Below are 24,486 nucleotides of genomic sequence, written 5' to 3'. Positions count from 1 at the left end.
GACTTTTCCGCACATTTTTTGGAGCCTAGAATTTTACATACATAAGTTGACAAAAAGACTAAGGATAATTTAATGTCGCAAAGATCGCGCCTTTGGGCGCTTTGACTCGCGACATCCAATGGCACGCCATGGCCCACAGCCCAGCCAGTCTTGGTGTTTCAACTTCTGACGCACCAACCGCCTCCTCAAAGGGGCAACAGGCCCTTAGCCTGGAAAACGGACATGACAAAAGGCAAGCCAATGACCCTCCATGTAACGCAAATACAAGCCGCAGAGACCCAACTTCCCCCGATTGATGCCCGCAGTCTGATTTCAGACGGCTCCACGCGGCAGATCATCCTTGATGGCCAAATCTACACCCTACGGATCACCCGCGCACAGAAATTGATCCTCACCAAATAACGCTGTTTCATCCTTTAGCGATAGGTGCGCTGCTCCAAATCAACCGTCTGAAGCATCTCATGGCACATGGTCAAAAACCCAGCCTCCGCTTCGGACATTTTGCGACGCGGGTTGGTCACAAGATAAATGCTGACCAAAGGCAGGGCATCGTAGGGGGGCAGTTGGCGCAACCGCCCAATATCGACATCACGTTTCGCCACATGCAGAGGCAAAGCGCCGATGCCGATATTGGCGACGATCATCCGCCTGAGCTCATGCAGGTTCGAGGACACCCCGCTCCACCCCGTCGCAATTTTAGCGCGTGCACGCAGCTTTGCCACGGGTTCCAACGGACCGCCGCTTGTTTCGGTTTGAAACGACACCGACCGCTCTCCCTCAAGTTCGGATAGGGGAATCACATCCTGATGAAAGAGCCGGTGTTTCGGTCCGCAAAACAGTCCAAAATATTCACGGTACAGCACGTCGGCCTTCAAACCTGCTGGCATTTTAAGCGACAGACAGATCCCAAGGCTGGCGCGGTTTTGATTGATCCGCGTGACGATCTCGTCGCTTTCCGACACCGTGAAGGAAACGCTGACCTTGGGATGGCGCGTGACGAAGCGGTTCAGCACCCCGTCAAAGTGATCCGAGATCACATGAGAGGTGGTAATAATGGAAATATGACCGCGCAAATCTTCTGTGCCTGTTTCCAACAAAGACGGCAATTGTGACACCGCGCCAAAAATCGACGAACATTCGGCATAGAGCAATTGACCCGCCCGTGTCACTTTGAATTCATTTGGTTTTCTCACGATCAACTGGTGCCCAGCCGTGTCTTCGAGACGCTTGAGAGCAGAGGAGATTGTGGGTTGTTTCAGACCCAAAAAATCAGCCGCGCGCGAGATGCCACGCTGTTCAGCCACCACCATAAAGGTGCGCAACAGGTTCCAGTCGAGGTTCCAAGGGAAGCGTTGTTCGTAAGGTGTAACCATAAGGCCTAACCATAAATTTGATCTATGTTGAACATTTTTGTTATTTATTTGCGCAATACATACACACATGCAAGCCTTTTCGCCAAGGTGGCCATAACCATCACACAAACCATCCCCCGCCGAGAGGGTCCCCCCTCAAAGGCAATACGGATCCAACTGGAGAAGACGATGACCAAACGTAGAACTTTCTTGAAAACTGCTGTCGCTGTTTCGGCCTTCGCGCTGACCGGGCTGGCCCTTGCCGCCCCGACGGCCGCAGAAGAGCTTGAGACCCTCAAAGAAAAGGGCGTGATGCGGATCGCCATGTCCGGTGCCTATCCTCCGTTCAACTTTGTGAACGACAAAAACGAAGTCGTCGGCTTTGATCCGGCCATCGGGACCGAGATCGCCAAACGTATGGGCCTTGAGGCCGAAATCGTCACCACGGCATGGGACGGCATCATCGGCGGGCTTTTGGCCAATAAATATGACGCCATCGTTGGCTCGATGACCATCACCGACGAGCGCGCCGAAGTTGTTGATTTTGTTGGCCCCTATTACACCACAGGCCGCGCTATTTTCTCCAAACCCGGTAGCGGCATCGAAACCCTTGCCGATCTGGACGGCAAAAAAATTGGCGTGACTTTGGGTGAAACCCACGAGGAATGGGCAAAAGACAAAGGCTACACAGTGCGCACCTACAAAGGTCTGCCGGAGCTGATCATGGAGCTCGAAAACGGTCGCGTTGATGCGATCGTCAATGACTCCATCGCCGCGATTTTGGCGCTGCAAGAAAACGGGTACACCTACACAAGCTTTGACGACCCGGACAGCGCCCCCTTTGGCGCGGGGATCGCCATTCGCCAGGGCAACCCAGAGCTGAAGACCGCCATGCAAGCCGCCCTTGATGAAATGATGGCCGATGGCACCTACCTTGCCATTGCCGAAGAGTGGATCGGCGAAGACATCCGCTAAACCGTGCAGGCTCTTGAGAGGGGCGCGTGATCTGCGCGTCCCTTTTGATCACTCGTTTGCACCCCTCCTTTTCCTGACCCAAAGAGACCTCTGTCGCTATGGACTTAGAGCTTATCCTCAAGGTTTATCCCTATTTTCTCGAAGCTGCGGTGGTGACCATTGAGCTGTCCGTGCTTACGGTCCTGCTTGGGCTGATCTGTGGCGCGCTGGCGGCGGCTGCGCGGATGTCGCGTTTTCGCCTGTTGCGCATCATTGGCGCGATTTATGTCAGCGTCTTTCGCGGCACGCCTGCGCTGATCCAACTGTTTCTCCTCTACTTCGGCGGCCCCCAGGTCGGCATCCAACTCGATGCGTTCGAGGCAGGGGTGATCGGGCTTGGCCTCAACATCGGGGCCTATATGGCGGAAACCATGCGCGGGGCGATTGTGTCTGTCGATGGGGGGCAAACCGAAGCGGCGCGCACCCTGGGCCTGTCGCGCGCTCAGGCGTTTCGTAAGGTGACATTGCCGCAGGCCATGCGCCTGATGATCCGGCCGTTGGGGGTCAACATCAACGCCCAGATCAAAGGCACCGCACTTGTTGCCGCAATCTCTGTGGTCGAACTGACCTACACCGCCCAGCGCTATATCGGCTCAACCTATAAGCCGTTCGAAATGTTCTTTTTGGCGGGCGTGCTCTACATCATCATCATCAGCGTGACCGGCAAAGGCATCTCTTATCTCGACCGAAAGGTGCGCCTGCCATGAGCCAGTTTCCTGCCCGTCAATCCAGCATGAAAGGCGCGCGTCATGGGTCTTGATTTCTCCGTTGTCCCCGCCTACCTCGACACGATTTTGATCGGTGTTTTGTGGACCATCGCCATTACGGTCTGCGCCGCGATCCTGAGTTTTTTCGGCGGCATCCTCTTTGCCGTGATCGCGCTTTACGCGCCGTGGTTCCTCCGGCTTCCGGTGCGGTTTTTCGCATGGCTCTTTATGGGCACGCCGTTGTTGTTGCAGTTGTTTCTGATCTATTTCGGGCTGGTCGAGCTTGGCATTGATTTGCCTGCTTTTGTCGCCGGTGTGATCGGGCTGGGCCTGCACTTTGCGGTCTATAATTCTGAACTGATCCAAACCGCGATCCTGGCCGTGGACAAAGGTCAGATGGAGGCCGCGCGCACCCTTGGCTGTTCCCGCGCGCAAGCCCTGCGCAAGGTGGTGATCCCCCAAGCTGTGCGTGATGTGATCCCGCCGATTGGCAACAACATGATCGCGCTGCTCAAAGACTCCGCCCTGGTCTCCGTGATCGGCGTATCGGAACTGACGCTTTCGTCACAACTCGCCATTGGCCGCACCTATCGCCCGTTTGAATTCTACGCCGTCGCGGCCGTGTTTTACTACGTCGTCAATCTCGGCATGGAGGCCGTTATGCGCCGCATCGAACGTAAAACCTCCCTCTCTCGCTAAGCTTTAAGGACCTGACATGACCGAAGCTCATAAATTCGTCGACATCCGTCACGCCCAGAAAGCCTATGGCGATCTTGAGGTGCTCAAGGACATTTCCCTCACCGTGGACCGAGGCGAAATCGTTGCCATCATCGGCCCGTCTGGGTCGGGCAAATCCACGCTGTTGCGGGCGATCAATGATCTGGATTCGCTCACCGGCGGCGAGGTCTGGCTTGATGGCGTGCAGATCAACAAAGACCTGCCCTATCGCCAATATGAAAAACACATCAATGCCATGCGCCAACAGGTCGGGATGGTGTTTCAACACTTCAACCTCTTCCCGCATCTCTCGGTGCGCGACAACGTCACCATGGCGCCAAAGCTGCTCAAAGGTCTCTCCGACAAAGAGGCCGACAAGCTGGCCGAAGAACAGCTCAATCACGTCGGCATGTTGGAGCGGATTGATTACTATCCCTCGCAACTTTCCGGCGGTCAAAAACAACGCGTCGCCATCGCCCGCGCCTTGGCGATGCAACCGAAATTGATGCTGTTTGATGAGGCCACATCGGCGCTCGACCCGGAGCTGGTCGAAGAGGTCAATCTGGTGATGAAACGCCTCGCCGAAGAACACATGACGATGATCATCGTGACCCACGAAATGGATTTCGCCGCCTCCGTCTGTGATCGGGTGATCTTTATGGACAAGGGCGTTGTCATTGAACAAGGCCCGCCCAGCGTCGTGTTTCAAAACCCGACAGAAGAACGGACCAAAGAATTTCTGCGCAAACATCTTGCCCAGCATCACGCCCAAAACGCCGCCGAAGCGGCGGCCCTTACTGCCGCACAAACCAACGAAGGTGCAAAATGACCACCGAGCAGTCCAACCTGTTCTACCTCGCCACCCAACCGCGACCGTTTCTGGATCATGGCGAGGGGATTTACCTCTATGACGAAAGCGGCAAGCGCTACATCGACGGCTCATCCGGCGCGATGGTGTCCAACATTGGCCACTCAAACCCACGCGTTTTGGCCAAGATGAAAGCGCAGATGGACAAGGCCACATTCGGCTACCGCCTCCATTTCCGCACCCACCCGTCCGAAGATTTGGCCACAAAACTTGCGGGTTTGATGCCCGAGGGGTTGGACCGGATTTTCTTTGTCTCCGGCGGCTCGGAAGCGGTGGAAACCGCCGAAAAACTCGCCCGCCAATATGCCGTGACCCAGGGCCAAAGCAGCCGTTGGAAAGTCATCGCCCGCACGCCCGCCTACCACGGCGGCACCTTGGGCGCGCTGGCGCTCACCGGGGGCAAACTCTTTGCTGGCCCCTTTGCGCCGATGTTCCAAGACATGCCGCATGTCAAAGCGCCGACCTGTTATTTGGATCGTGACAACCTGAGTGACGAAGACCGCGGGATCAAATACGCCGAAATGCTGCGCGAGCGGATCGAGGCGGAGGGCGCGGACACGGTTTTGGCTTTTATCATGGAGCCCGTGGGCGGCGCGTCAACTGGCGCGCTGGTCGCCCCGGACAGCTATTACAAACGCATCCGCGAGATTTGCGACGAATACGGCGTGATCCTGATCTTTGATGAGGTCATGACCGGCGCGGGTCGCACGGGGACGTTTTTGGCCTGTGAACATTGGGGCGTCACCCCCGACATCATCGCCATGTCCAAAGGCTTGGGCGCCGGCTATGCGCCTTTGGGCGCGGTCGCTGCGCGTCGCGAGATGGTCGATGCTTTGATGGAGGCCGGAGGCTTTTTGCACGGGTTCACCTATGCCGGAAACCCCTTGGCTTGCGCCGCCGGTTTGGCCGTCTTGGAAGAGATGGAAGAACAGAACATCGTTCAAAATTGCGCGGCGATGGGGGAGGTTTTACACGCCCGGCTCAAGACCCTGATGGACCGCTATCCCTTTATTGGTGACGTGCGCGGCAAGGGGTTGTTGCAGGCTTTTGAACTCATGTCGGATCGCGACACCAAAGATCCCCTGCCCAAAGAAATGAACGCCCATTCCGAGCTGGTCGAACTGGCCTACGCACGCGGCCTGATCCTCTATTCGCGCCGGACCCGTGGCGGAACCGAGGGTGATCACTTCCTTGTCTGTCCGCCGCTGATCGTTACGGAGGCGCAGATTGACGAGATCATGGCGATCCTGATCGACAGTTTGGACACCTTTGCCGCCAATCACGACTTGCCGGTGGTGAGCCGATGAGCCTGCCGGACAAAACCACCACGATTGAGGCAGCCGTGGCACGCATCCCCGATGGGGCGACGATCATGATCGGTGGGTTTGGCGTACCCGGAACACCTTTTACCCTGATCCGTGAACTGGTGCGGCAGGGTCAAAAAGACCTCACCCTGATCAAAAACGACGCCAATGAAACCGGGATGGGCATCGACCTTTTGATTGCCAACGGACAGGTAAAAACCCTGATTTCGACCCACATCGGCCTCAACGCCAATGCGATCTCGGCGCTCAATTCTGGCCGGATTAGGGTCGAATTCTGTGCACAAGGCATCTTGGCTGAACGCATCCGCGCCGGGGGGGCGGGACTTTCGGCGGTCGTCACCGACATTGGTCTGGGCACGGAATTGGCCGAGGGCAAACAGGTGGTGGAAATGAACGGCAAACGCCTTTTGGTCGAAAGCGCTCTACGCGCCGATGTCGCCCTCATTCATGCCGACCGCGCCGATCCTTTTGGCAATCTCACCTATGCCGCCACGGCGCGCAATTTCAATCCGCTGATGGCGATGGCCGCGCCGATGGTGATCGCTGAAGTCGAAAGCCTCGGACCTTTGGGAAGCCTCTCCCCCGAGGCCGTTGAAACCCCCGGTGCCTTTGTCGATCACGTCGCGGAACTCGTCGAACTTACTGAGGAGTACGGCATTGTCAGACGCTAAACCCCTTGACCCACGCGCCCGCATGATCGCCCGTGCCGCCCGTGAAATCACCGCCGGTATGGTGGTCAATCTTGGCATTGGTTTGCCAACGAAAGTGGTCAATCACCTGCCCGCCAATTTGCCCGTTTGCCTTCATACCGAAAATGGCATGACCGGGATCGGCGCCACCCTGCCCTATGAGCGCGCCGACCGAAATCTGATCGACGCGGGCGGGGCCTATGTCTCGCCGATTCCCGGCTCCGCCTATTTCGACAGTGCCGTGTCCTTTGCGCTGGTCCGTTCCGGGCGGTTGGATTTGACCATGTTGGGGGCCTTTGAAGTGGCGCAAAATGGCGATCTGGCCAATTGGAAAATCCCCGGAAAATTCTCCCCCGGTGCGGGGGGCGCGATTGAATTGGCGCAAAAGGCGCGGCGTGTGGTGGTGATGACCACGCACACGGATCGGCATGGCAATCCCAAGCTGTTGCAACAGTGTACGTTGCCCCTGACCGCCCAGCGCCGCGTGGCGCGGATTTTCACTGATCTGGCGGTGATCGACGTGACCGAGCGCGGCTTTCAGCTTTGCGAATTGACCGATGGAGTCACCATCCAAGAGGTCACTGAAGCCACGGGCGCGCCATTGATCGTGCCTGACACTGACATTCCTACGTTTTGAGGCATCCCATGGATCAAGAGCTTTCCACCCGCATCCTGTCGGCGGTCGATGACCTGTTTGATCGCGAGGTCGACTTTCTGACGGAACTGACATCGCATCCTTCGACGCGGGGGTATGAGCAAAGCGCGCAGGTCTTTATGGCCTCCGAACTGACGTCGCGCGGCATGGCGGTCGATCAATGGCAGATCAACATTGATGACATCAGCCATCTGCCGGGGTTTTCCCCCGTGCTAAGCCCGTATGAGGATGCGCAAAACGTCGTCGGCACGCATAAGAGCCGGAGCCAAAAAGGCCGCTCTTTGATCCTCAACGGTCATATCGACGTGGTGCCTGCTGGGCCGCTCGACATGTGGGACAATCCGCCGTTTGAACCGCATGTGACGGACGGTTGGCTTTATGGTCGTGGGGGTGGCGATATGAAGGCCGGGCTGGCCTCCAACCTCTTTGCGCTTGATGCCCTGCGCCATCTCAACCTTGCCCCTGCTGCCGATGTGTTTTTCCAATCCGTCGTCGAGGAAGAATGCACCGGCAACGGCGCGCTGGCCTGTCTTGCGCGCGGCTACAAAGCCGATGCCGCGCTGATCCCTGAGCCGTTTGAAGAAAAGCTCGTCACTGCACAGATTGGCGTGATTTGGTTTCAGATCCACCTCAAAGGCCTGCCAACCCATGTCGCCTATGCGGGCACGGGCGCAAATGCGATTGAGGCGGCGGTCCCGTTGATCCATGCGCTGCATGAGATGGAAACCCGCTGGAACGCACCCGCATGTCGTCACGCAGATTTCGCCCATCACGACCACGCGCTGAACCTCAACATCGGCAAAATCCAAGGCGGCGATTGGACCAGTTCCGTGCCCGCATGGTCAGTCATGGACGTGCGCATGGCGATCTTTCCGGGTCAAGACATCGAGGCAGCAAAGGCCGAGATCGAACAGACCATCTATGACGCCGCGCGGCAAAATGCCTTTCTCAAAAATGCGCTGCCTAAGGTGATCTATCATGGCTTTATGGCGGAAGCCTATGCGCTCTCAGAAGACACATCCACCACGGCACAGGCCGCGATCGGGGCATTAGAGAGCGCACATCTGACCACCACGGGCGAGACTTTGGATCACGCGGCAATCACCGCCACGACCGATGCGCGGTTCTTTGGCCTCTATGCCGACACGCCCGCGCTGGTCTATGGCCCGCGCGCCGAGGCGATCCATGGATTTAACGAACGCGTCGAATTGGAAAGCATCCGCCGCATCACTGGGGCCACCGCCCTGTTCATCGCCGACTGGTGCGGCACTGAGACCATTTAAGGACATATCCCATGCGCGAAGCCGTTATCGTTTCCACCGCCCGCACGCCGATTGGCAAAGCCTATCGTGGTGCATTTAATAACCTCGAAGGCCCGGCCATGGCCGCACATGCAGTGCGTGCCGCCGTGGCGCGTGCGGGTCTTGCCGGGGGCGAGATTGAAGAGGCCATTTTCGGCTCGGCCCTGACCCAAGGCTCCACTGGCATCAACGTTGCGCGCCACATTGCCTTGGCCGCAGGCCTGCCCGATACCGTCGCGGGGGTCACTCTGGACCGGCAATGCGCCTCGGGTCTCAACGCCATCGCATCGGCTGCGCATATGGTCATGGCGGAGAGCGTCGATGTGGCGCTCGCAGGTGGATTAGACTCTATTTCTCTGGTTCAGAACACCCATTGGAACGGCTACCGCTACACATCTCCGGGCGTGCCGGATGCCTATTACATGTCGATGATCGAAACCGCCGAAGTGGTGGCCGAACGCTATGGCGTCCCCCGCACGGCGCAGGATGCCTATGCTTTAGCCAGTCAGAAGAAAACCGCGATTGCGCAGGATTTGGGTCTATTCTCTGACGAAATCGTCCCCGTCGAGGCGATCAAAACCGTGACGGATAAAGCCACAGGTGAAAGCCGTGAAGAGGCCGTGCGACTGGAGGCGGATGAATGCAATCGCCCTGACACAACGCTTGAGGGGTTGAGCCGTCTCAAACCCGTGCTTGGCCCGGACAAATCCGTCACCGCAGGCAATGCCAGCCAGCTCTCGGACGGAGCCTCCGCCTGTATCGTCATGTCGGCCAAAGAGGCAGAAAAGCGTGGGTTAGAGCCGCTTGGCGCGTTGCGGGGTTTTGCCGTGGCGGGGGTCGCACCCGAAGAAATGGGCATCGGCCCGGTCTATGCCATTCCGCGTCTTTTACAACGTGCAGGCCTGACCATCGACGATATTGATCTTTGGGAAATCAACGAAGCCTTTGCCGCTCAACTGCTCTATTGCCGCGACACGCTTGGCATTCCTGATGAGACACTCAACGTCAACGGCGGTGCGATTTCCATTGGTCATCCTTACGGCATGTCTGGCGCACGCATGGCTGGGCATATTTTGCTTGAGGGCAAACGCCGCGGTGCGCGCTATGGAGTGGTGTCGATGTGCATTGGTGGCGGCCAAGGCGCGGCAGGCCTTTTCGAGATTTTTTAATTCACATCCCGGTGTCCAGCCTTTTGTATAGAATTATATGAATATCAGATTCGGACACCGAGGGCATCATGGCACGATCAACCACATTTCTTCTGCGGGCTTTGGCGATTGCCCTGCCAACGGCTTTAGGGATCACCAGCGTTTTATACTCTGACACGTTGCGACAATCCCCCGCCGCCGCAGAGGTCAAACGCCCGCCCACCGCCGTGCGCGTGATGACGGTGGCTCCGATCGACATGGTGCCACATGTGATCGGTTATGGCTTGGTTGCCCCGGTGCGAGAATGGCGTGCTGTGGCGCGGGTTCCGGGGGAGATCATTGAAACCGCAAAGGGGCTCGCCCCCGGTGCGGTGATGCCCGCAGGCACACTCCTGTTTCGAATAGATGACAGCGATCTGCGTCTGGATCTGGCGCAAATAGATGCACAACTGGCCTCCTCCCGTCTCCAAGATGACACGATCAGCGCCAGTCTTGCATTGGCGCAGGCCGACCTGAGCCTGATGCAAACGGAATTGGCGCGGCAACAAACACTGGCCGAACAAGGCGTCGTCACCCAAGCCACGCTTGAGGCGACCCGGCGGCAAGAACTGACGGCACGCACCAAACATCTGGAGCTGACCAATCAGCGCGCGCTCAATGTCGCCAACCGCGATGTGCTTGCCACCCAACGCGCCTCCGTCGAACGTGCCCTTGGTTTTACAGAAATTCGCGCACCTTATGAGTTGCGCCTCACCGAGGTGACCACCGATCTTGGTCAATTTGTCGGGGCCGGGCAAACGCTTTTGTCCGCAGAAGGCACCGCAGCCGTGGACATCGCGGCGCAATTTCCGATTGGCCGGATGGGCCCGCTGCTGCGACTGGCGGGAGAGGGCACGAGCGCGCTTGACCTACGTGCTCAGGTGCGCATTCCCACGCCGGACCATGCCGTGATCTGGCCCGCCAAAGTTGAACGTGTCGGTGAGGCGATTGATGCCCAAACCCAAAGTGCCGCCATTGTCGTGCGTGTCACTGATCCGTTGGGGCAAAGCGTGGCCGGGGAACGTCCGCCATTGCGCCGCAACATGTTTGTCGAAGTGATGCTTTTTGCGCCCAAATCGGCACAGATTGTCGTGCCCAGTGACGCGGTGCGCGATGGGACGGCCTTGGTGGTCGCTGCCGAGGGCACGCTTGAAAAACGCAAGGTTGTGGTTGGTTTCACCTCGGATGACATCGCGGTGGTCACACAAGGTTTGAGCGCGGGCGACGTGCTTGTCGTCACCGATCCGACCATCGCCGTGCCCGGTATGGCGGTCAAACCCGTCGAAGATACGGCCCTCATCGCCAGCCTCGCCGCCGCCGCTTTGGGGACACCCGCGGGCACGCCTGTTCCCGGTTCGGGTGGCGGGGCAGGTGCAGGATCAGGCATGGGTAAAAAATCGGAACCGCAGGAATGATCCGCCTTTTCGCCACGCACCCGACAGCGGCCAATATCCTGATGATCATCCTCATGGGGCTGGGTCTTTTGGCCCTGCCGATGTTGCAACGCGACACCTTTCCTTTGGTCGCGCCAACGGATGTCGAAATTCGCATCCCCTATCCCGGTGCCGCCCCTTCTGAGGTCGAAACCGGGATTTGTAGCGTGGTTGAAGAACCGCTTTTGCAAATAGACAATTTGGATGAGCTGACTTGCCTGTCGCAAGAAAACGCCGCCGTGTTGACCGCTGTGATCCTTGAGGGGGCCGATATGACGCGGTTCCACAATGACATCAAAGACGCGGTCGGCGGCATTTCCACCCTGCCAGACAAAGCCAATGATCCGATCACTCGCGTGGTCGAACGCGTGGCATCTGTCGCCTCTGTCGCACTCACGGGGCCAGACGATCCGGCCGTGCTCTTTGCCTATGCCCAGACATTCGCAGATCGCCTGCGCACCGATCCCGAGATTTCTCAGGTCACAGTCAACGGTTTCTCGGACCGTGAAATTGCCATCAATTTCGATGCGTCCTCTCTCGAACGCTTCGGCCTCGACATGTCCCAAATCACCGCTCTTTTGGCCAAGCACAGCCTTGATATGCCCGCAGGCACGCTCGAAAGCACCTCTGGTGACGCGGCGATCCGGTTCTTGGCCGAAAAACGCACACCGGCGGAATTGGAAACCATCCCTTTGATCAGCAGTGCCGGCGGCGGCCATGTGCGCTTGGGCGATGTGGCCACGGTGCGCGCTGGCTTTGATGACCCGTCTCAGGCCAGCTATTTCGGCCAAAACCGCGCCGCGATTGTGGCCGTCAGTAAAACCGCGAGCCAAGACGCGCTCAAGGTCAAAGCCGCGCTCGACCGTCAAGTGGCCGAGGCGCAACGCGACGCACCCGGCAACATCACCCTCACCATTTCACAAGACTCAACCGGCAACATTCGCGACCGACTTCGGATCATCGGCTCAAACGGGTTTCAGGGGCTGATCTTGGTGTTCTTCACCATGTGGCTTTTTTTCGGATTTCGCATGTCGTTTTGGGTCGCCCTTGGGCTTCCGGTCTCTTTCCTTGGCGCGATCTTTGCGATGCAGCTTTTGGGCTACACCATCAACATGATGACCATGGTCGCGCTTTTGGTCGCGGTCGGTCTTTTGATGGACGATGCGATTGTGATTTCTGAAAACATCGTGCGCCGCCGCCAAGCCGGAGAAAGTGCCCGCGATGCGGCGGTCAATGGCACGCGTCAGGTGTTGCCCAGTGTCATTGCGTCATTTTTGACCACCGCGATGATCGTTGGCCCGCTTGCCTATATGGCGGGTAGCATTGGCGCGATCCTGAAATACATTCCGATTGTGCTGTTGATCACTCTGACCGTCAGTTTGGTTGAGGCATTTTTGATCCTGCCCGCACATATGCGTCATGCGCTGGACCGCGATATGCGTCCGGGGCGGATCAGCCGTTGGGTCAACGGCCTGTTTGAGCACCTCAGAGATCGCGCCATCGTACCTTTGGCCGAGCTGGCGCTGCGCTATCGCTATCTGACGGTGGGGCTGACGCTGTTTGTCATTCTGTTTTCCGTGGCGCCCTATACTGGCGGTTTCATCAAATATCAAAGCTTCCCGACACTTGAGAGTGACACCGTCGAAGCGCGGCTGTTGCTGTCACAAGGCGCGCCTTTGGAGCGGACCGAGCAACGGGTGGCAAAGGTCATCAAAGCCCTTGAACAGATGAACGCCAACTGGACGCCGGATCAACCGGGCAGGCAGGCTTTGGTGCAAAGCTACACGATCACCTATGGCGTCAATTCGGACGCGGCGGGATCAGGTGCGCATATGGCCACGGTCAGTGCCGCGCTTTTGCCCGCTGGCGTGCGAACAACGGCGGTCGGGGACATTCTCAGCCAATGGAAAAAACTCACAGGCCCGATGCCCGACATGGCCGCGCTGCGCTTTACTGACAAAGAACGCGGGGCGGGCGGTAAACCGATTGACCTGCGTTTGACCGGCGATGATTTGGAGGAGCTTTCCGTCACCGCGCGTGACATTCGGCGGTTTTTCCGCGACTTTGACGGCGTGCGCGATGTCACCTTTGATTTGCAACCCGGCAAGCCCGAAATCGTCGTGACCCTGCGCGCTGAGGTCGCCAATGCCCTCGGCGTGACGCCGCAAGCCATCGGGACCGAACTGCGCGCGGCCTTCAAGGGCGACAGTGCCGTGAGTTTCGTTGATGGGTACGGGCAGGTCGATGTTATTGCCCGCCTTGCGGCAAACGATCGGCGCAGCCTATCCGACATCCTTGACCTGCGCATCCCCGGCGCGAATGGCACCCCTGTGGCGCTGAGCGCCGTGGCTGATGTGCGCCTGACGCGCGGGTTTGACACGATCACGCGGGTCAACGGCATGCGCACGGTGCGGGTGCAAGGCTCGATTGATCCAACCATCGCCAATGCGCGCGAACTGATGGTCGCGCTCAAATCGGATTATGTACCATCGCTCCCCGAACGCCACCCCGGTGTCTTTGTTTCGATCTTGGGTGAGGCCCAAGATACGGCCACCACCGGAGCCTCGCTGGGCCGCAATATGATCATCGGATTGATCGGGGTTTTCCTGCTCTTGTCGTTTCATCTCAAAAGCTTTCTACGCCCCGTCGCCATTCTCGCCGCCATCCCGCTTGGACTGGTCGGCGTGGTTTGGGGGCATATGGCCTTGGGATTGCAACTGTCGCTGCCAAGTCTTGTGGGATTGGCGACGCTGGCCGGGATTGTGGTCAACGACTCGATCCTTTTGGATGCTTTCATGCAAGACAAACGGAACGCGGGGAGTGGGATCGTCGAGGCCGGGCGCGAGGCGGTGCGGGAGCGGTTTCGCGCGATTTTCCTAACGTCTTTGACGACGATTGTCGGGCTTGGGCCGTTGCTTTTTGAACAAAGCACACAGGCGCAGTTTCTACGCCCGATTGTCGCCAGCCTGGCCTTTGGCCTGACGGTTGCGACGGTTTTGTCGCTGTTTGTGACGCCCGCTGTGGTCGCGATTTTGGATGATCTGCACTTTGAAAAAAAGCGCCCGATCCCGCGCGAGAGCGGGGATCAGGCGTAGATTGAGCTCTCTCTCTTCGGCGTTGACCGAAGAGAGAGGAGGACAGTTATGCTGCGGTTTCTGCGTGTCTCGCTGGCAAAATCTCTTCGCCAAAGGCCCGCATTTGATCTTCTGCCCAGAAGCGAATGTCCTGAGTGCGCACCTTTTCGCGGTTTTTCTTCATCCGACCACGCCGCTCTTCTTCTGGCATTTCCAAAGCAAATTGGATCGCACCATCCATCGACTTATGCGAGAACGGATTGGTCGGCACGGCTGAGGCCAATTCCACCGCAGCCCCGGCAAACTCGGACAGAACCAACACCCCGTCCCCATCGGTGCGCGCCGCGCAATATTCCTTGCACACAAGGTTCATCCCATCGGCCAAAGGCGTGATCCACGCCACATCCGCCGCGCGGTAATAGGCCACAAGATCGGTGAATTTCACCGGTCGGGAAATCAGCGCCACAGGTTGCCAATCGAAACTGCCATAGCGACCGTTGATCATCCCCGCCTGATGTTCGAGATCGCGTTGGATTTCCTCATAAGAGGTCATTTCGGAATTGGCCGCCACCGAGACATGCATCAAACGCACCTTGCCACGCAGATCAGGCCGGGTTTCCAATATTCGCTCAAAACTTTGCAGCTGTTCGATCCCGCCCTTGGTGTAATCGGTGCGCCCGACCGAAAGGATGAGCTGTCCGTCGCCAAGTTCCTCTTTGATCTCTTTGACGCGTTTGGCCGTGGCCTCATTGGCCACCACCTCTTCGATATAATCGACATCAACGCCCACAGGGCTGGCCTGAAGGCGCACCGTGCGCCCCTCAAAACCGATTTCGGTGACCACACTTTGCTCAGAGAGCGCGGAGGTTTCCGGCACCATATCCGGGTGAACTTTTTCGCGTTTCAGCGTGTCAACCTCAAGCAGGGAACGCGCAGAAGACACAAAGTTGTTCACGTAGCGCGGGATATGAAAACCAACGACATCACAGGCCAACAGGCTTTCCAAAATCTCTTTGCGCCAGGGCAGCACGTTGAAAATATCGGCGTTCGGGAAGGGCGTGTGATGGAAAAACGAGATTTTCACATCCGGGCGCAGCGTGCGCAAATAGCCCGGCACCAGCCAGAGATTATAATCATGGACCCACACGACCGCCCCTTCGGCGGCCTCGGCGGCGGCGGCTTCGGCAAAGGCCCAATTCACCTCGCGAAAAGTCGGCCAATCGACCGGATCGTAATTGTAGCGCTCTTTGAACCCATGCAGGATCGGCCAAAACGCCTCTTTCGAGGAGACATGATAGAAACTTTTGACCTGTTCCGGCGTCAAAGGCAGACGCGAAACGGTATAGGTGCCATAGGCATCGTCGATTTCGATCACCCGCTCAAAATCGGGGTTGGCGGGGTCTTGTGCATGTTTCCACGCAATCCACGCGCCTTTGTCGACACGACCGAAAAAGCTTTTGAGCGTGGGAACAATGCCATTCGGGCTTTTGTTTTCGCGGTATTCGATTTTCCCATCCACCTCGACCTCTTCATAAGGTTGGCGGTGGTAAACGATGACAAGATTGGAAGACATATCAGACTCCTTTTGGGATGTCGTGAAGTTCAAAGGCCGCGATGGCCTCTAAGATGCCAGCAGCCCCATGGGCCTTGGCGTGATACACGGTGTCGATGTCATGAAGCCGCTGCATGAGAGCGGTCTCGGAATTGCCAACGGCCACGGATGGAAGACCAGAGATCAACATCGACAGGTCATTCATGGTGTCTCCCGCGCAGAGCACACGCTCCTCCGGGATACCAAGATGCTCAATCAGACGCCTGATAGAGGGTCCCTTTGAGACGCCTTTAGGCAGCACATCGAAATAGCGATTGTCGGAGATCAGCCAATCAAGCCCCATCTCTTCGACCTTCGCTTCTGCCGTCACATCATAGCCGGTCGGCGTCAGATCATAGCTGACGCGATAGCGAAACTCGGTGGGCTGGAGCTTCAACCCCGGATGATCGGCAAAGGCCTCGCGCACGGCTTGGCCTTGGTCGTTCCAACGCGCGGCAATGTCCTCTTCGAGGGTGGCAATCGGCGCGATGGACCCGTCGGCACGCACCTCGGCAATGGTGGTGCCGACATCGCCGACAACAAATTCCGGCCAGGGCAGGCCTCGTTCCCGGCACATTTCCATAATAAAGTCCGGGTCGCGCCCCGTCACAAAGATCAAGCCGACGCTGTCGCGGTTCTCCTCGATCCAAGTGTAGAGGCGTTGGCGATCCTCAGGCGTGCCGCCCAAGAAAGTGCCATCCAGGTCGGTCGCAAGGGTAAAGCGGCGCGCGGCGATGGCCGGGCGCGGTGTGGTGTGTACGGTCATGAGTCAAACGGCTCCGAATTGTAGCGGAAGATCGGGAGAGGGATGATCTATTGAGAGATCAAGCGCATAGGGTTCGGCCTCGATCGGGCGCGACCATAGGGCCGTGAAGGCCTCACGCAGATCGGCCCCCTTGTGCAACACGGCATTCACCGTTTCACAGATCGGCATAGAGACCCCAAGGCGATGAGCAAGATCCGTCACAGACGCGGCGTTGACCTCGCCTTCGACAACGACCGGACGCCCCTCAAAACACGACGGTCGCGCGACACCTTGGCCCAATTGATAGCCCAAGGACATGTTGCGCGAGGTGGTCGAAGAACAGGTCAGCGTCAAATCACCCGCCCCGGACAGACCCGTGACGGTTTCACGTTTGCCGCCAAGCGTCTGGGCCAAGAGTTTCATCTCATCCGTGCCGCGAGTGATGAACGCCGCGCGGGTGTTTTCGGCAAAACCCGCGCCCGACATCATACCGCAGGCAATGGCGATGACGTTTTTAACAGCGCCGCCGACTTCAACGCCGACAAGATCGTCAGAGACATAAGGCCGAAACCCACCGCCAGAGAGCGACATCGTCAGCCGAACCGCCGGGCTGCTTTCCGGTGTCAGACGATCCTGATACGCGAAGGGAAAGGCCACCGTGGCCGCGGTCGGATGATCCAACGCGGTTTCACGGGCAAACGTCGGACCAGAAACGGCACCAACGGGGTGGCCGGGCAATTCCTCGGACACGACCTCGGACAAAAGATAACCGGTTCCGCGCTCGACGCCTTTACAGGCCAATGCGATCGGTATGCCCACTGGCAAGTGGGCTGCAATGGCCTGACACATTGGGCGTAACGTGGCCGAGGGCGTAACCATCAAAACGGCCTCAGCGCCTTTAAGCGCATAGGCCAAATCTGCGGTGGCGGTCAGACCGTTTGGAAGATCGACCTCGGGCAGGTAGTCAGAGTTTTGGTGAGTGAGATTGATCCGTTCGGCCAGATCGGGACGCCGCGCCCAAAGGCGCACCTCGCGTCCATTCCGAGCCAAAACGGTGGCGAGAGCTGTCCCCCAACTGCCAGCGCCAAGCACGGCGATGCGATCATAGGGAAGCGACGGGGTATGGGAGATAGAATCCTTGATAGGGAGCTCCTTTTGGGTGCTCTAAGGTCTGTTCTGTTCTTCAGGTTCTGCGCGCCCCACCCGCTTCATCACAAAGCAGCACGGCAAGGAGCAAAGACAAGCCAGAAGGCGTCGCGCTATACGGGTCGATCTATGTGAGACCGAACAGGTCCGCCGTGTGAACCTAGGCGCACATATAGCATTTTCTTAGTTTTTTTCAACCCAATATGCCGCATTGCAGAAAATGGTCTTTGTGGGACAGGATGGATCACGGGATCGCCTCTGAGCTTTGAGACACGCAAAACGCTCCTTGGAGTGCTAGAATTGCGGTAGCGTCACTCACACCTCGCGCAAAAGCGGCGCCGTTGTAGCGCCGCGCGGGAATGGCCCAAACGCAAAGATCGCCCCTTGTGGTCACTATATCATTGTAATTTCTTGATTATATTTTTGGTTGCGGGGACAGGATTTGAACCTGTGACCTTCAGGTTATGAGCCTGACGAGCTACCGGGCTGCTCCACCCCGCGACATTTTGTTGTGCGTTGGCCTTTTTCGGCTTGCACAGTGCTTTGTGTTTTTGTCAAAGCACGATCTTTAACAGAACATATATGTTCTTTATATTTCCCGATGTCTGTGTGGATCGATCTGGGATATTTAGATATCGTTAGAGAGATTAAATGTGGCTCTTTATTAGGTTTGGCGGTGACCTACTCTCCCACGACTTAAGTCGCAGTACCATCGGCGCAACCGTGCTTAACGGCCGAGTTCGGGATGGGATCGGGTGTTTCACTAGCGCTGTGACCACCAAACCGAATAAAGAGCCACGACCGGGTTTGAGGCCCGGCCTTGTCCAAGTCAGATACATTATACTGTGTGTTGGTATGTATGCTTCTGTTTGTCACAGTGAGTAAAACTTTTCAGTTTTGCTTTTACTGGATCAAATCAAGCCTATCGAGCAATTAGTACTGGTCAACTGAATGCATTACTGCACTTACATCTCCAGCCTATCGACGAGGTGGTCTACCTCGGCTCTCAGGGATACCTTGTTTTGAGGGGGGCTTCCCGCTTAGATGCCTTCAGCGGTTATCCTTTCCGATCATAGCTACCCAGCACTGCTATTGGCATAACAACTGGTCCACCAGTGGATCGTTCACCCCGGTCCTCTCGTACTAGGGGCAACTCCTCTCAAGTATCCTACACCCACGGCAGATAGGGACCGAACTGTCTCACGACGTTCTAAACCCAGCTCACGTACCTCTTTAAACGGCGAACAGCCGTACCCTTGGGACCTGCTCCAGCCCCAGGATGAGATGAGCCGACATCGAGGTGCCAAACACTGCCGTCGATATGGACTCTTGGGCAGTATCAGCCTGTTATCCCCGGCGTACCTTTTATCCGTTGAGCGATGGCCCTTCCACTCGGGACCACCGGATCACTATGGCCGACTTTCGTCTCTGCTCGACTTGTCAGTCTTGCAGTCAGGCTGGCTTCTGCCATTGCACTCAACGAGCGATTTCCGACCGCTCTGAGCCAACCTTCGCGCGCCTCCGTTACTCTTTAGGAGGCGACCGCCCCAGTCAAACTACCCGCCACACAGGGTCCCGGAACCGGATAACGGTCCGCGGTTAGACATCAAGCAGAACAAGGGTGGTATCTCAAGGGAGGCTCCACAGGGACTAGCGTCCCTGCTTCAAAGCCTACCACCTATCCTGCACATGTTCGGCCTAATGCCAGTGTGAAGCTGTAGTAAAGGTGCACGGGGTCTTTCCGTCTAACCGCGGGAAGCCTGCATCTTGACAGGCAATTCAATTTCGCTGAGTCTATGTTGGAGACAGCGGGGAAGTCGTTACGCCATTCGTGCAGGTCGGAACTTACCCGACAAGGAATTTCGCTACCTTAGGACCGTTATAGTTACGGCCGCCGTTTACCTGGGCTTCAATTCGGAGCTTGCACTCCTCCTTTTAACCTTCAGGCACCGGGCAGGCGTCAGACCCTATACGTCGTCTTACGACTTCGCAGAGCCCTGTGTTTTTAGTAAACAGTCGCCACCCCCTGGTTTGTGCCCCCAGCTCCAAGTTGCCTTAGAACCGGGCCTCCTTCTCGCGAACTTACGGAGGTATTTTGCCGAGTTCCTTCAACATAGTTCTCTCAAGCGCCTTGGTATTCTCTACCAGTCCACCTGTGTCGGTTTAGGGTACGATCTTATGTAAGAGCTATTTCCAGGAACCTCTAAGCAGCCCATTCAATCCGATAAGGATGAACTACCCTCGAGATCCGTCACTTCTTACTGGCCCAGGAATATTAACCTGGTTCCCATCGACTACGCCTTTCGGCCTCGCCTTAGGGGTCGGCTCACCCTGCTCAGATTAGCTTTAAGCAGGAACCCTTGGACTTTCGGCGACAGGGTCTCTCACCCTGTTTGTCGCTACTCATGTCATCATTCTCACTAGTGATCTCTCCACCGGATCGCTCACGCGCCGGCTTCACAGAAAGCACCATGCCTTGTGCTACCGCCTTCGGCTACTTGAGCACTTGCGTGTCCAAATATTCGACTGCGGTAATAAAGACAGGTCCTATGTCACACTACGCTCTGCTACCATGCCTTACGGCATCCTCAGCTTCGGCTCATGGCTTGAGCCCCGTTACATCTTCGCCGCAGGACAACTTATCTAGACCAGTGAGCTGTTACGCTATCTTTAAAGGATGGCTGCTTCTAAGCCAACCTCCTGGTTGTTTTGGTCGTCCCACCTGCTTTCCCACTTAGCCATGAATTAGGGGCCTTAGCTGGAGGTCAGGGTTGTTTCCCTCTTCACAACGGACGTTAGCATCCGCTGTGTGTCTGCCATCTAGTACTCCCGGGTATTCGGAGTTTGGTTAGGATCAGTAAGCCTGTGGGGCCCCATTACCCATCCAGTGCTCTACCCCCCGGGGTATTCGGATGACGCTCTACCTAAATAGATTTCGCAGAGAACCAGCTATCTCCGAGTTTGATTGGCCTTTCACCCCTAGGCACAACTCATCCCGACCTTTTTCAACAGGTGTGGGTTCGGACCTCCAGTAAGTGTTACCTTACCTTCATCCTGGTCATGCCTAGATCACTCGGTTTCGGGTCTGATCCCACGAACTCATGCGCCCTATTAAGACTCGCTTTCGCTGCGCCTACACCTAACGGCTTAAGCTTGCTCGTGAGACCAAGTCGATGACCCATTATACAAAAGGTACGCCGTCAGGGCTCAAGGCCCCTCCGACTGCTTGTAGGCGTCCGGTTTCAGAAACTGTTTCACTCCCCTCGTCGGGGTGCTTTTCACCTTTCCCTCACGGTACTGGTTCACTATCGGTCAGTAAGGAGTACTTAGCCTTCGGGGGTGGTCCCCCGATCTTCAGACAGAATTTCACGTGTTCCGCCCTACTTAATACGTCCCTCAAAGCTTCCTATACGGGGCTGTCACCCGCTATGGCCATGGTTTCCAACATGTTCTAGTCACTTATCAGGCTCGGCTGGTTCCCGTTCGCTCGCCGCTACTAGGGAAGTCTCTATTGATGTCCTTTCCTCCGGGTACTTAGATGTTTCAGTTCCCCGGGTTTGCTCTTATAAACCTATGTATTCAGTCTATAAGTACCTGGTTCAGCCGGATATAAAGTGCCATCTCACTCGAAAGTGGTCAGGCAATTATATCAAACTGTCAGGTGGGTTCCCCCATTCGGAAATTCATGGATCAAAGCCTATTCTCAGCTCCCCATGACTTATCGCAGAGTATCACGTCCTTCATCGCCTCTTACTGCCTAGGCATTCACCAAACGCCCTTTTCGCGCTTGATTTGATCCAGAAAGAGCAAAACTGAGAACCAAAAGGTTCTCGCCATCTTGCAGGCCGACACAAGCTGGTAAGATGTGACGGCGCGCTTTCCAAACCAAAAGCATACATTTTCCCGCCAGACCTCTCAGGTCTGACATAAGATCACATCCACCGTATGAAGCGGATGCGTCTTGGTTCAAGACCGTGCGATCTTGAACCGGTTAGTGTATTTTGACTTGGACAACACTGCGATTTCAGAAGGGATACGTCATTAAAGATCGAGGAAACAATCTTTAAAACGCCTCTCGCACCCAGTGGGTGCAAGTCCATCTGAGATCAACCACTTACGCGTGATGATCAACAGTGTTGCATTTTAATCTCTCTATACGATGTCAATTGGCACCTCCTTGCGGAGGCACCGCTGTCCAAATGGACGAGAAAACACTCTAAAGTGTTTGCTGATACATTCAGACGGCTAAGGTCGAACTATGGCCATTCTCGCGACTGACACTTTCTTGCAGAAAGTGCAAAGTGATGGTGGAGCCTATCGGGATCGAACCGATGACCCCCTGCTTGCAAAGCAGGTGCTCTCCCAGCTGAGCTAAGGCCCCGTTATCACAAAGTGATGGTGGGTCGAGGAGGACTTGAACCTCCGACCTCACGCTTATCAGGCGTGCGCTCTAACCACCTGAGCTACCGACCCAAGACAGACCGGTAGTGGCCTGTAAATTCTAGTGTTACGAAGAGATATGAGGACGGCCTGGTCCGAGTTTGATCAACTATTACGTTGATCTTATGCTACATTGAATGTCCTACCGCCTATCCGGCTAAGTGAGGACTGTAGCTGCTAAGTGTTCCACGAGTAAGAACAAGTTCTTGCTGCTAGGAACATCCTTAGAAAGGAGGTGATCCAGCCGCAGGTTCCCCTACGGCTACCTTGTTACGACTTCACCCCAGTCGCTGAGCCTACCGTGGTCCGCTGCCTCCTCGAAAGGTTGGCGCACGGCCGTCGGGTAGACCCAACTCCCATGGTGTGACGGGCGGTGTGTACAAGGCCCGGGAACGTATTCACCGCGTCATGCTGTTACGCGATTACTAGCGATTCCGACTTCATGGGGCCGAGTTGCAGACCCCAATCCGAACTGAGACAGCTTTTTGGGATTAACCCATTGTCACTGCCATTGTAGCACGTGTGTAGCCCAACCCGTAAGGGCCATGAGGACTTGACGTCATCCACACCTTCCTCCCGCTTATCACGGGCAGTTTCCCTAGAGTCCCCGGCCAAACCGCTGGTAACTAAGGATGTGGGTTGCGCTCGTTGCCGGACTTAACCGAACATCTCACGACACGAGCTGACGACAGCCATGCAGCACCTGTCACTGATCCAGCCGAACTGAAGGAAAGTATCTCTACGATCCGCGATCAGGATGTCAAGGGTTGGTAAGGTTCTGCGCGTTGCTTCGAATTAAACCACATGCTCCACCGCTTGTGCGGGCCCCCGTCAATTCCTTTGAGTTTTAATCTTGCGACCGTACTCCCCAGGCGGAATGCTTAATCCGTTAGGTGTGACACCGAATAGCATGCTACCCGACGTCTGGCATTCATCGTTTACGGTGTGGACTACCAGGGTATCTAATCCTGTTTGCTCCCCACACTTTCGCACCTCAGCGTCAGTATCGAGCCAGTAAGCCGCCTTCGCCACTGGTGTTCCTCCGAATATCTACGAATTTCACCTCTACACTCGGAATTCCACTTACCTCTCTCGAACTCAAGACTAGCAGTATCAAAGGCAGTTCCAGGGTTGAGCCCTGGGATTTCACCTCTGACTGACTAGTCCGCCTACGTGCGCTTTACGCCCAGTAATTCCGAACAACGCTAACCCCCTCCGTATTACCGCGGCTGCTGGCACGGAGTTAGCCGGGGTTTCTTTACCTGCTACCGTCATTATCTTCACAGGCGAAAGAGCTTTACGACCCTAAGGCCTTCATCACTCACGCGGCATCGCTAGATCAGGCTTGCGCCCATTGTCTAAGATTCCCCACTGCTGCCTCCCGTAGGAGTCTGGGCCGTGTCTCAGTCCCAGTGTTGCTGATCATCCTCTCAAACCAGCTAAAGATCGTAGACTTGGTAGGCCATTACCCCACCAACTATCTAATCTTACGCGGGCCGATCCAAATCCGATAAATCTTTCCCCCGAAGGGCGTATACGGTATTACTCTCAGTTTCCCGAGGCTATTCCGTAGATCTGGGTACGTTCCCACGCGTTACTAACCCGTCCGCCGCTAGATCCGAAGATCCCGCTCGACTTGCATGTGTTAGGCGTGCCGCCAGCGTTCGTTCTGAGCCAGGATCAAACTCTCAAGTTGAAATGCATTACTGCATAACCTTGACGTTCGAACCTCTGCACATCGCCCTACCTATCAAATAAGTAGGGACTTCTGTTTGTTGTGCTTCAGTTAACAAAGTTAACAAAAAGCCGACAAACAGTGAAGCTGACACTCTATAATCGGTAGCGAGTAAAACCCATTCCCTAAGAGCGCGATATGCTGAGCTTCGTCAGTCGATAAGACCAAACCGCCCACATATCTCTTCGTTCAACCAAATTTTCAAAGAGCCAGAGACAAAAACCAGACCAGTGCGCCAAACCTCTTCAGCGCGCCCGCCCAGATCAAACCTCAAAATTTTCTTCCGCGTCCCAATCCGAACTTCCCTAAGTCACTCTCGCGACCCCGTTCCGTCCGCCCCGTTCAGCGCCCCGTCAGTGACTGCGTCGCTGCCGGTGAAGGGGGTTCTAAGGCGAGTGCGACAAACCCGCAACCCCTTTTTTCAGTTTTATGACAGATAGATCGAAAAACAAAGCAACCCACTGTTAATAAACATATTTTTTTATGACTTTTCTTGCGCACCCTCCC

Annotated in this window: 16 protein-coding genes, 3 tRNA genes and 3 rRNA genes; 12 read left to right on the top strand and 10 right to left on the bottom strand. The window is 56.4% G+C overall.

Going from position 1 to position 24,486, the window contains the following annotated elements:
* Positions 1–240 precede the first annotated feature (240 nt).
* A complete protein-coding gene (hemP, locus tag DA792_RS18340) occupies positions 241–402 on the top strand; it encodes a hemin uptake protein HemP (RefSeq protein ID WP_107721830.1) in 162 nt (53 codons plus the stop codon).
* A gap of 14 nt (positions 403–416) precedes the next feature.
* Here the strand turns inward: hemP and DA792_RS18335 are convergent, their stop codons facing one another.
* Positions 417–1,373 (bottom strand): LysR family transcriptional regulator, encoded by a 957-nt coding sequence (locus DA792_RS18335; RefSeq protein ID WP_107721828.1) that lies wholly within the window; start codon positions 1,371–1,373, stop codon positions 417–419.
* Positions 1,374–1,541: 168 nt separating this feature from the next.
* On the opposite strand from DA792_RS18335, the gene DA792_RS18330 reads away from it, so the two are divergent.
* From DA792_RS18330 to DA792_RS18280, 11 genes are all read left to right on the top strand, one after another.
* On the top strand, positions 1,542–2,327 hold the full coding sequence (locus DA792_RS18330; protein ID WP_107722770.1) for a transporter substrate-binding domain-containing protein: 786 nt from the start codon (positions 1,542–1,544) through the stop codon (positions 2,325–2,327).
* 98 nt (positions 2,328–2,425) lie between these two features.
* Positions 2,426–3,073, top strand: coding sequence for an amino acid ABC transporter permease (locus DA792_RS18325; protein WP_107721826.1), 648 nt, complete (start codon positions 2,426–2,428; stop codon positions 3,071–3,073).
* 42 nt (positions 3,074–3,115) lie between these two features.
* Positions 3,116–3,772, top strand: a complete 657-nt coding sequence (locus DA792_RS18320; RefSeq protein ID WP_107721824.1) for an amino acid ABC transporter permease — start codon at positions 3,116–3,118, stop codon at positions 3,770–3,772.
* 16 nt (positions 3,773–3,788) lie between these two features.
* The gene (locus DA792_RS18315; protein ID WP_107721821.1) at positions 3,789–4,619 is read left to right on the top strand and encodes an amino acid ABC transporter ATP-binding protein; all 831 of its coding nucleotides are present in this window, start codon (positions 3,789–3,791) and stop codon (positions 4,617–4,619) included.
* Complete coding sequence (locus DA792_RS18310; protein ID WP_107721819.1) at positions 4,616–5,965, top strand: aminotransferase family protein; 1,350 nt, start codon at positions 4,616–4,618, stop codon at positions 5,963–5,965. The genes DA792_RS18315 and DA792_RS18310 overlap by 4 nt, the downstream gene beginning before the upstream one ends.
* The gene (locus DA792_RS18305; protein ID WP_107721817.1) at positions 5,962–6,654 is read left to right on the top strand and encodes a CoA transferase subunit A; all 693 of its coding nucleotides are present in this window, start codon (positions 5,962–5,964) and stop codon (positions 6,652–6,654) included. The genes DA792_RS18310 and DA792_RS18305 overlap by 4 nt, the downstream gene beginning before the upstream one ends.
* Positions 6,641–7,309: a 3-oxoacid CoA-transferase subunit B gene (locus DA792_RS18300; RefSeq protein ID WP_199908090.1), complete on the top strand. Its 669-nt coding sequence runs from the start codon at positions 6,641–6,643 to the stop codon at positions 7,307–7,309. The genes DA792_RS18305 and DA792_RS18300 overlap by 14 nt, the downstream gene beginning before the upstream one ends.
* An 8-nt stretch (positions 7,310–7,317) precedes the next feature.
* A complete protein-coding gene (locus DA792_RS18295; protein ID WP_107721815.1) occupies positions 7,318–8,610 on the top strand; it encodes an ArgE/DapE family deacylase in 1,293 nt (430 codons plus the stop codon).
* Positions 8,611–8,621: 11 nt separating this feature from the next.
* The gene (locus DA792_RS18290; RefSeq protein ID WP_107721813.1) at positions 8,622–9,797 is read left to right on the top strand and encodes an acetyl-CoA C-acyltransferase; all 1,176 of its coding nucleotides are present in this window, start codon (positions 8,622–8,624) and stop codon (positions 9,795–9,797) included.
* 68 nt (positions 9,798–9,865) lie between these two features.
* Complete coding sequence (locus DA792_RS18285) at positions 9,866–11,230, top strand: efflux RND transporter periplasmic adaptor subunit (RefSeq protein WP_107721811.1); 1,365 nt, start codon at positions 9,866–9,868, stop codon at positions 11,228–11,230.
* On the top strand, positions 11,227–14,343 hold the full coding sequence (locus DA792_RS18280) for an efflux RND transporter permease subunit (protein WP_107721809.1): 3,117 nt from the start codon (positions 11,227–11,229) through the stop codon (positions 14,341–14,343). Before DA792_RS18285 ends, DA792_RS18280 begins: the two co-directional genes overlap by 4 nt.
* Before the next feature lie 46 nt (positions 14,344–14,389).
* Here DA792_RS18280 and ggpS read toward each other — a convergent pair whose 3' ends face one another.
* The 9 genes from ggpS to DA792_RS18235 all read right to left on the bottom strand — a co-directional run bounded on the left by ggpS (position 14,390) and on the right by DA792_RS18235 (position 23,940).
* Complete coding sequence (gene ggpS / locus DA792_RS18275) at positions 14,390–15,895, bottom strand: glucosylglycerol-phosphate synthase (RefSeq protein ID WP_107721807.1); 1,506 nt, start codon at positions 15,893–15,895, stop codon at positions 14,390–14,392.
* 1 nt (position 15,896) lies between these two features.
* Complete coding sequence (locus DA792_RS18270; protein WP_107721804.1) at positions 15,897–16,679, bottom strand: HAD-IIB family hydrolase; 783 nt, start codon at positions 16,677–16,679, stop codon at positions 15,897–15,899.
* Between the two features lie 3 nt (positions 16,680–16,682).
* A complete protein-coding gene (locus DA792_RS18265) occupies positions 16,683–17,750 on the bottom strand; it encodes an NAD(P)H-dependent glycerol-3-phosphate dehydrogenase (protein ID WP_107721801.1) in 1,068 nt (355 codons plus the stop codon).
* A 478-nt stretch (positions 17,751–18,228) separates the two neighbouring features.
* Positions 18,229–18,305 (bottom strand) — tRNA-Met (locus DA792_RS18260).
* A 167-nt stretch (positions 18,306–18,472) separates the two neighbouring features.
* A 5S ribosomal RNA gene (gene rrf, locus DA792_RS18255) occupies positions 18,473–18,587 on the bottom strand.
* A 129-nt stretch (positions 18,588–18,716) separates the two neighbouring features.
* Positions 18,717–21,597: ribosomal RNA gene (locus tag DA792_RS18250) — 23S ribosomal RNA — on the bottom strand.
* Positions 21,598–22,109: 512 nt separating this feature from the next.
* A tRNA-Ala gene (locus tag DA792_RS18245) sits at positions 22,110–22,185 on the bottom strand.
* 15 nt (positions 22,186–22,200) lie between these two features.
* A tRNA-Ile gene (locus tag DA792_RS18240) sits at positions 22,201–22,277 on the bottom strand.
* 195 nt (positions 22,278–22,472) lie between these two features.
* Positions 22,473–23,940: ribosomal RNA gene (locus DA792_RS18235) — 16S ribosomal RNA — on the bottom strand.
* Together the 16S, 23S and 5S rRNA genes with 3 tRNA genes alongside form the textbook arrangement of a ribosomal RNA operon.
* Positions 23,941–24,486 lie beyond the last annotated feature (546 nt).

The sequence above is a fragment of the Celeribacter baekdonensis genome (assembly GCF_003047105.1).
In the GTDB taxonomy this organism is placed as follows: domain Bacteria; phylum Pseudomonadota; class Alphaproteobacteria; order Rhodobacterales; family Rhodobacteraceae; genus Celeribacter; species Celeribacter baekdonensis_B.
Note: the sequence above shows the minus strand (reverse complement) of the source record. Positions and strands in the feature narration are given on the sequence as shown.

Coding starts and splice junctions, on each gene's coding strand:
- DA792_RS18330 (WP_107722770.1), top strand. CDS start 1,542: ATGACCAAACGTAGAACTTTCTTGAAAACTGCTGTCGCTGTTTCGGCC.
- DA792_RS18335 (WP_107721828.1), bottom strand. CDS start 1,373: ATGGTTACACCTTACGAACAACGCTTCCCTTGGAACCTCGACTGGAAC.
- DA792_RS18325 (WP_107721826.1), top strand. CDS start 2,426: ATGGACTTAGAGCTTATCCTCAAGGTTTATCCCTATTTTCTCGAAGCT.
- DA792_RS18270 (WP_107721804.1), bottom strand. CDS start 16,679: ATGACCGTACACACCACACCGCGCCCGGCCATCGCCGCGCGCCGCTTT.
- hemP (WP_107721830.1), top strand. CDS start 241: ATGACCCTCCATGTAACGCAAATACAAGCCGCAGAGACCCAACTTCCC.
- DA792_RS18280 (WP_107721809.1), top strand. CDS start 11,227: ATGATCCGCCTTTTCGCCACGCACCCGACAGCGGCCAATATCCTGATG.
- DA792_RS18290 (WP_107721813.1), top strand. CDS start 8,622: ATGCGCGAAGCCGTTATCGTTTCCACCGCCCGCACGCCGATTGGCAAA.
- ggpS (WP_107721807.1), bottom strand. CDS start 15,895: ATGTCTTCCAATCTTGTCATCGTTTACCACCGCCAACCTTATGAAGAG.
- DA792_RS18295 (WP_107721815.1), top strand. CDS start 7,318: ATGGATCAAGAGCTTTCCACCCGCATCCTGTCGGCGGTCGATGACCTG.
- DA792_RS18320 (WP_107721824.1), top strand. CDS start 3,116: ATGGGTCTTGATTTCTCCGTTGTCCCCGCCTACCTCGACACGATTTTG.
- DA792_RS18285 (WP_107721811.1), top strand. CDS start 9,866: ATGGCACGATCAACCACATTTCTTCTGCGGGCTTTGGCGATTGCCCTG.
- DA792_RS18315 (WP_107721821.1), top strand. CDS start 3,789: ATGACCGAAGCTCATAAATTCGTCGACATCCGTCACGCCCAGAAAGCC.
- DA792_RS18310 (WP_107721819.1), top strand. CDS start 4,616: ATGACCACCGAGCAGTCCAACCTGTTCTACCTCGCCACCCAACCGCGA.
- DA792_RS18305 (WP_107721817.1), top strand. CDS start 5,962: ATGAGCCTGCCGGACAAAACCACCACGATTGAGGCAGCCGTGGCACGC.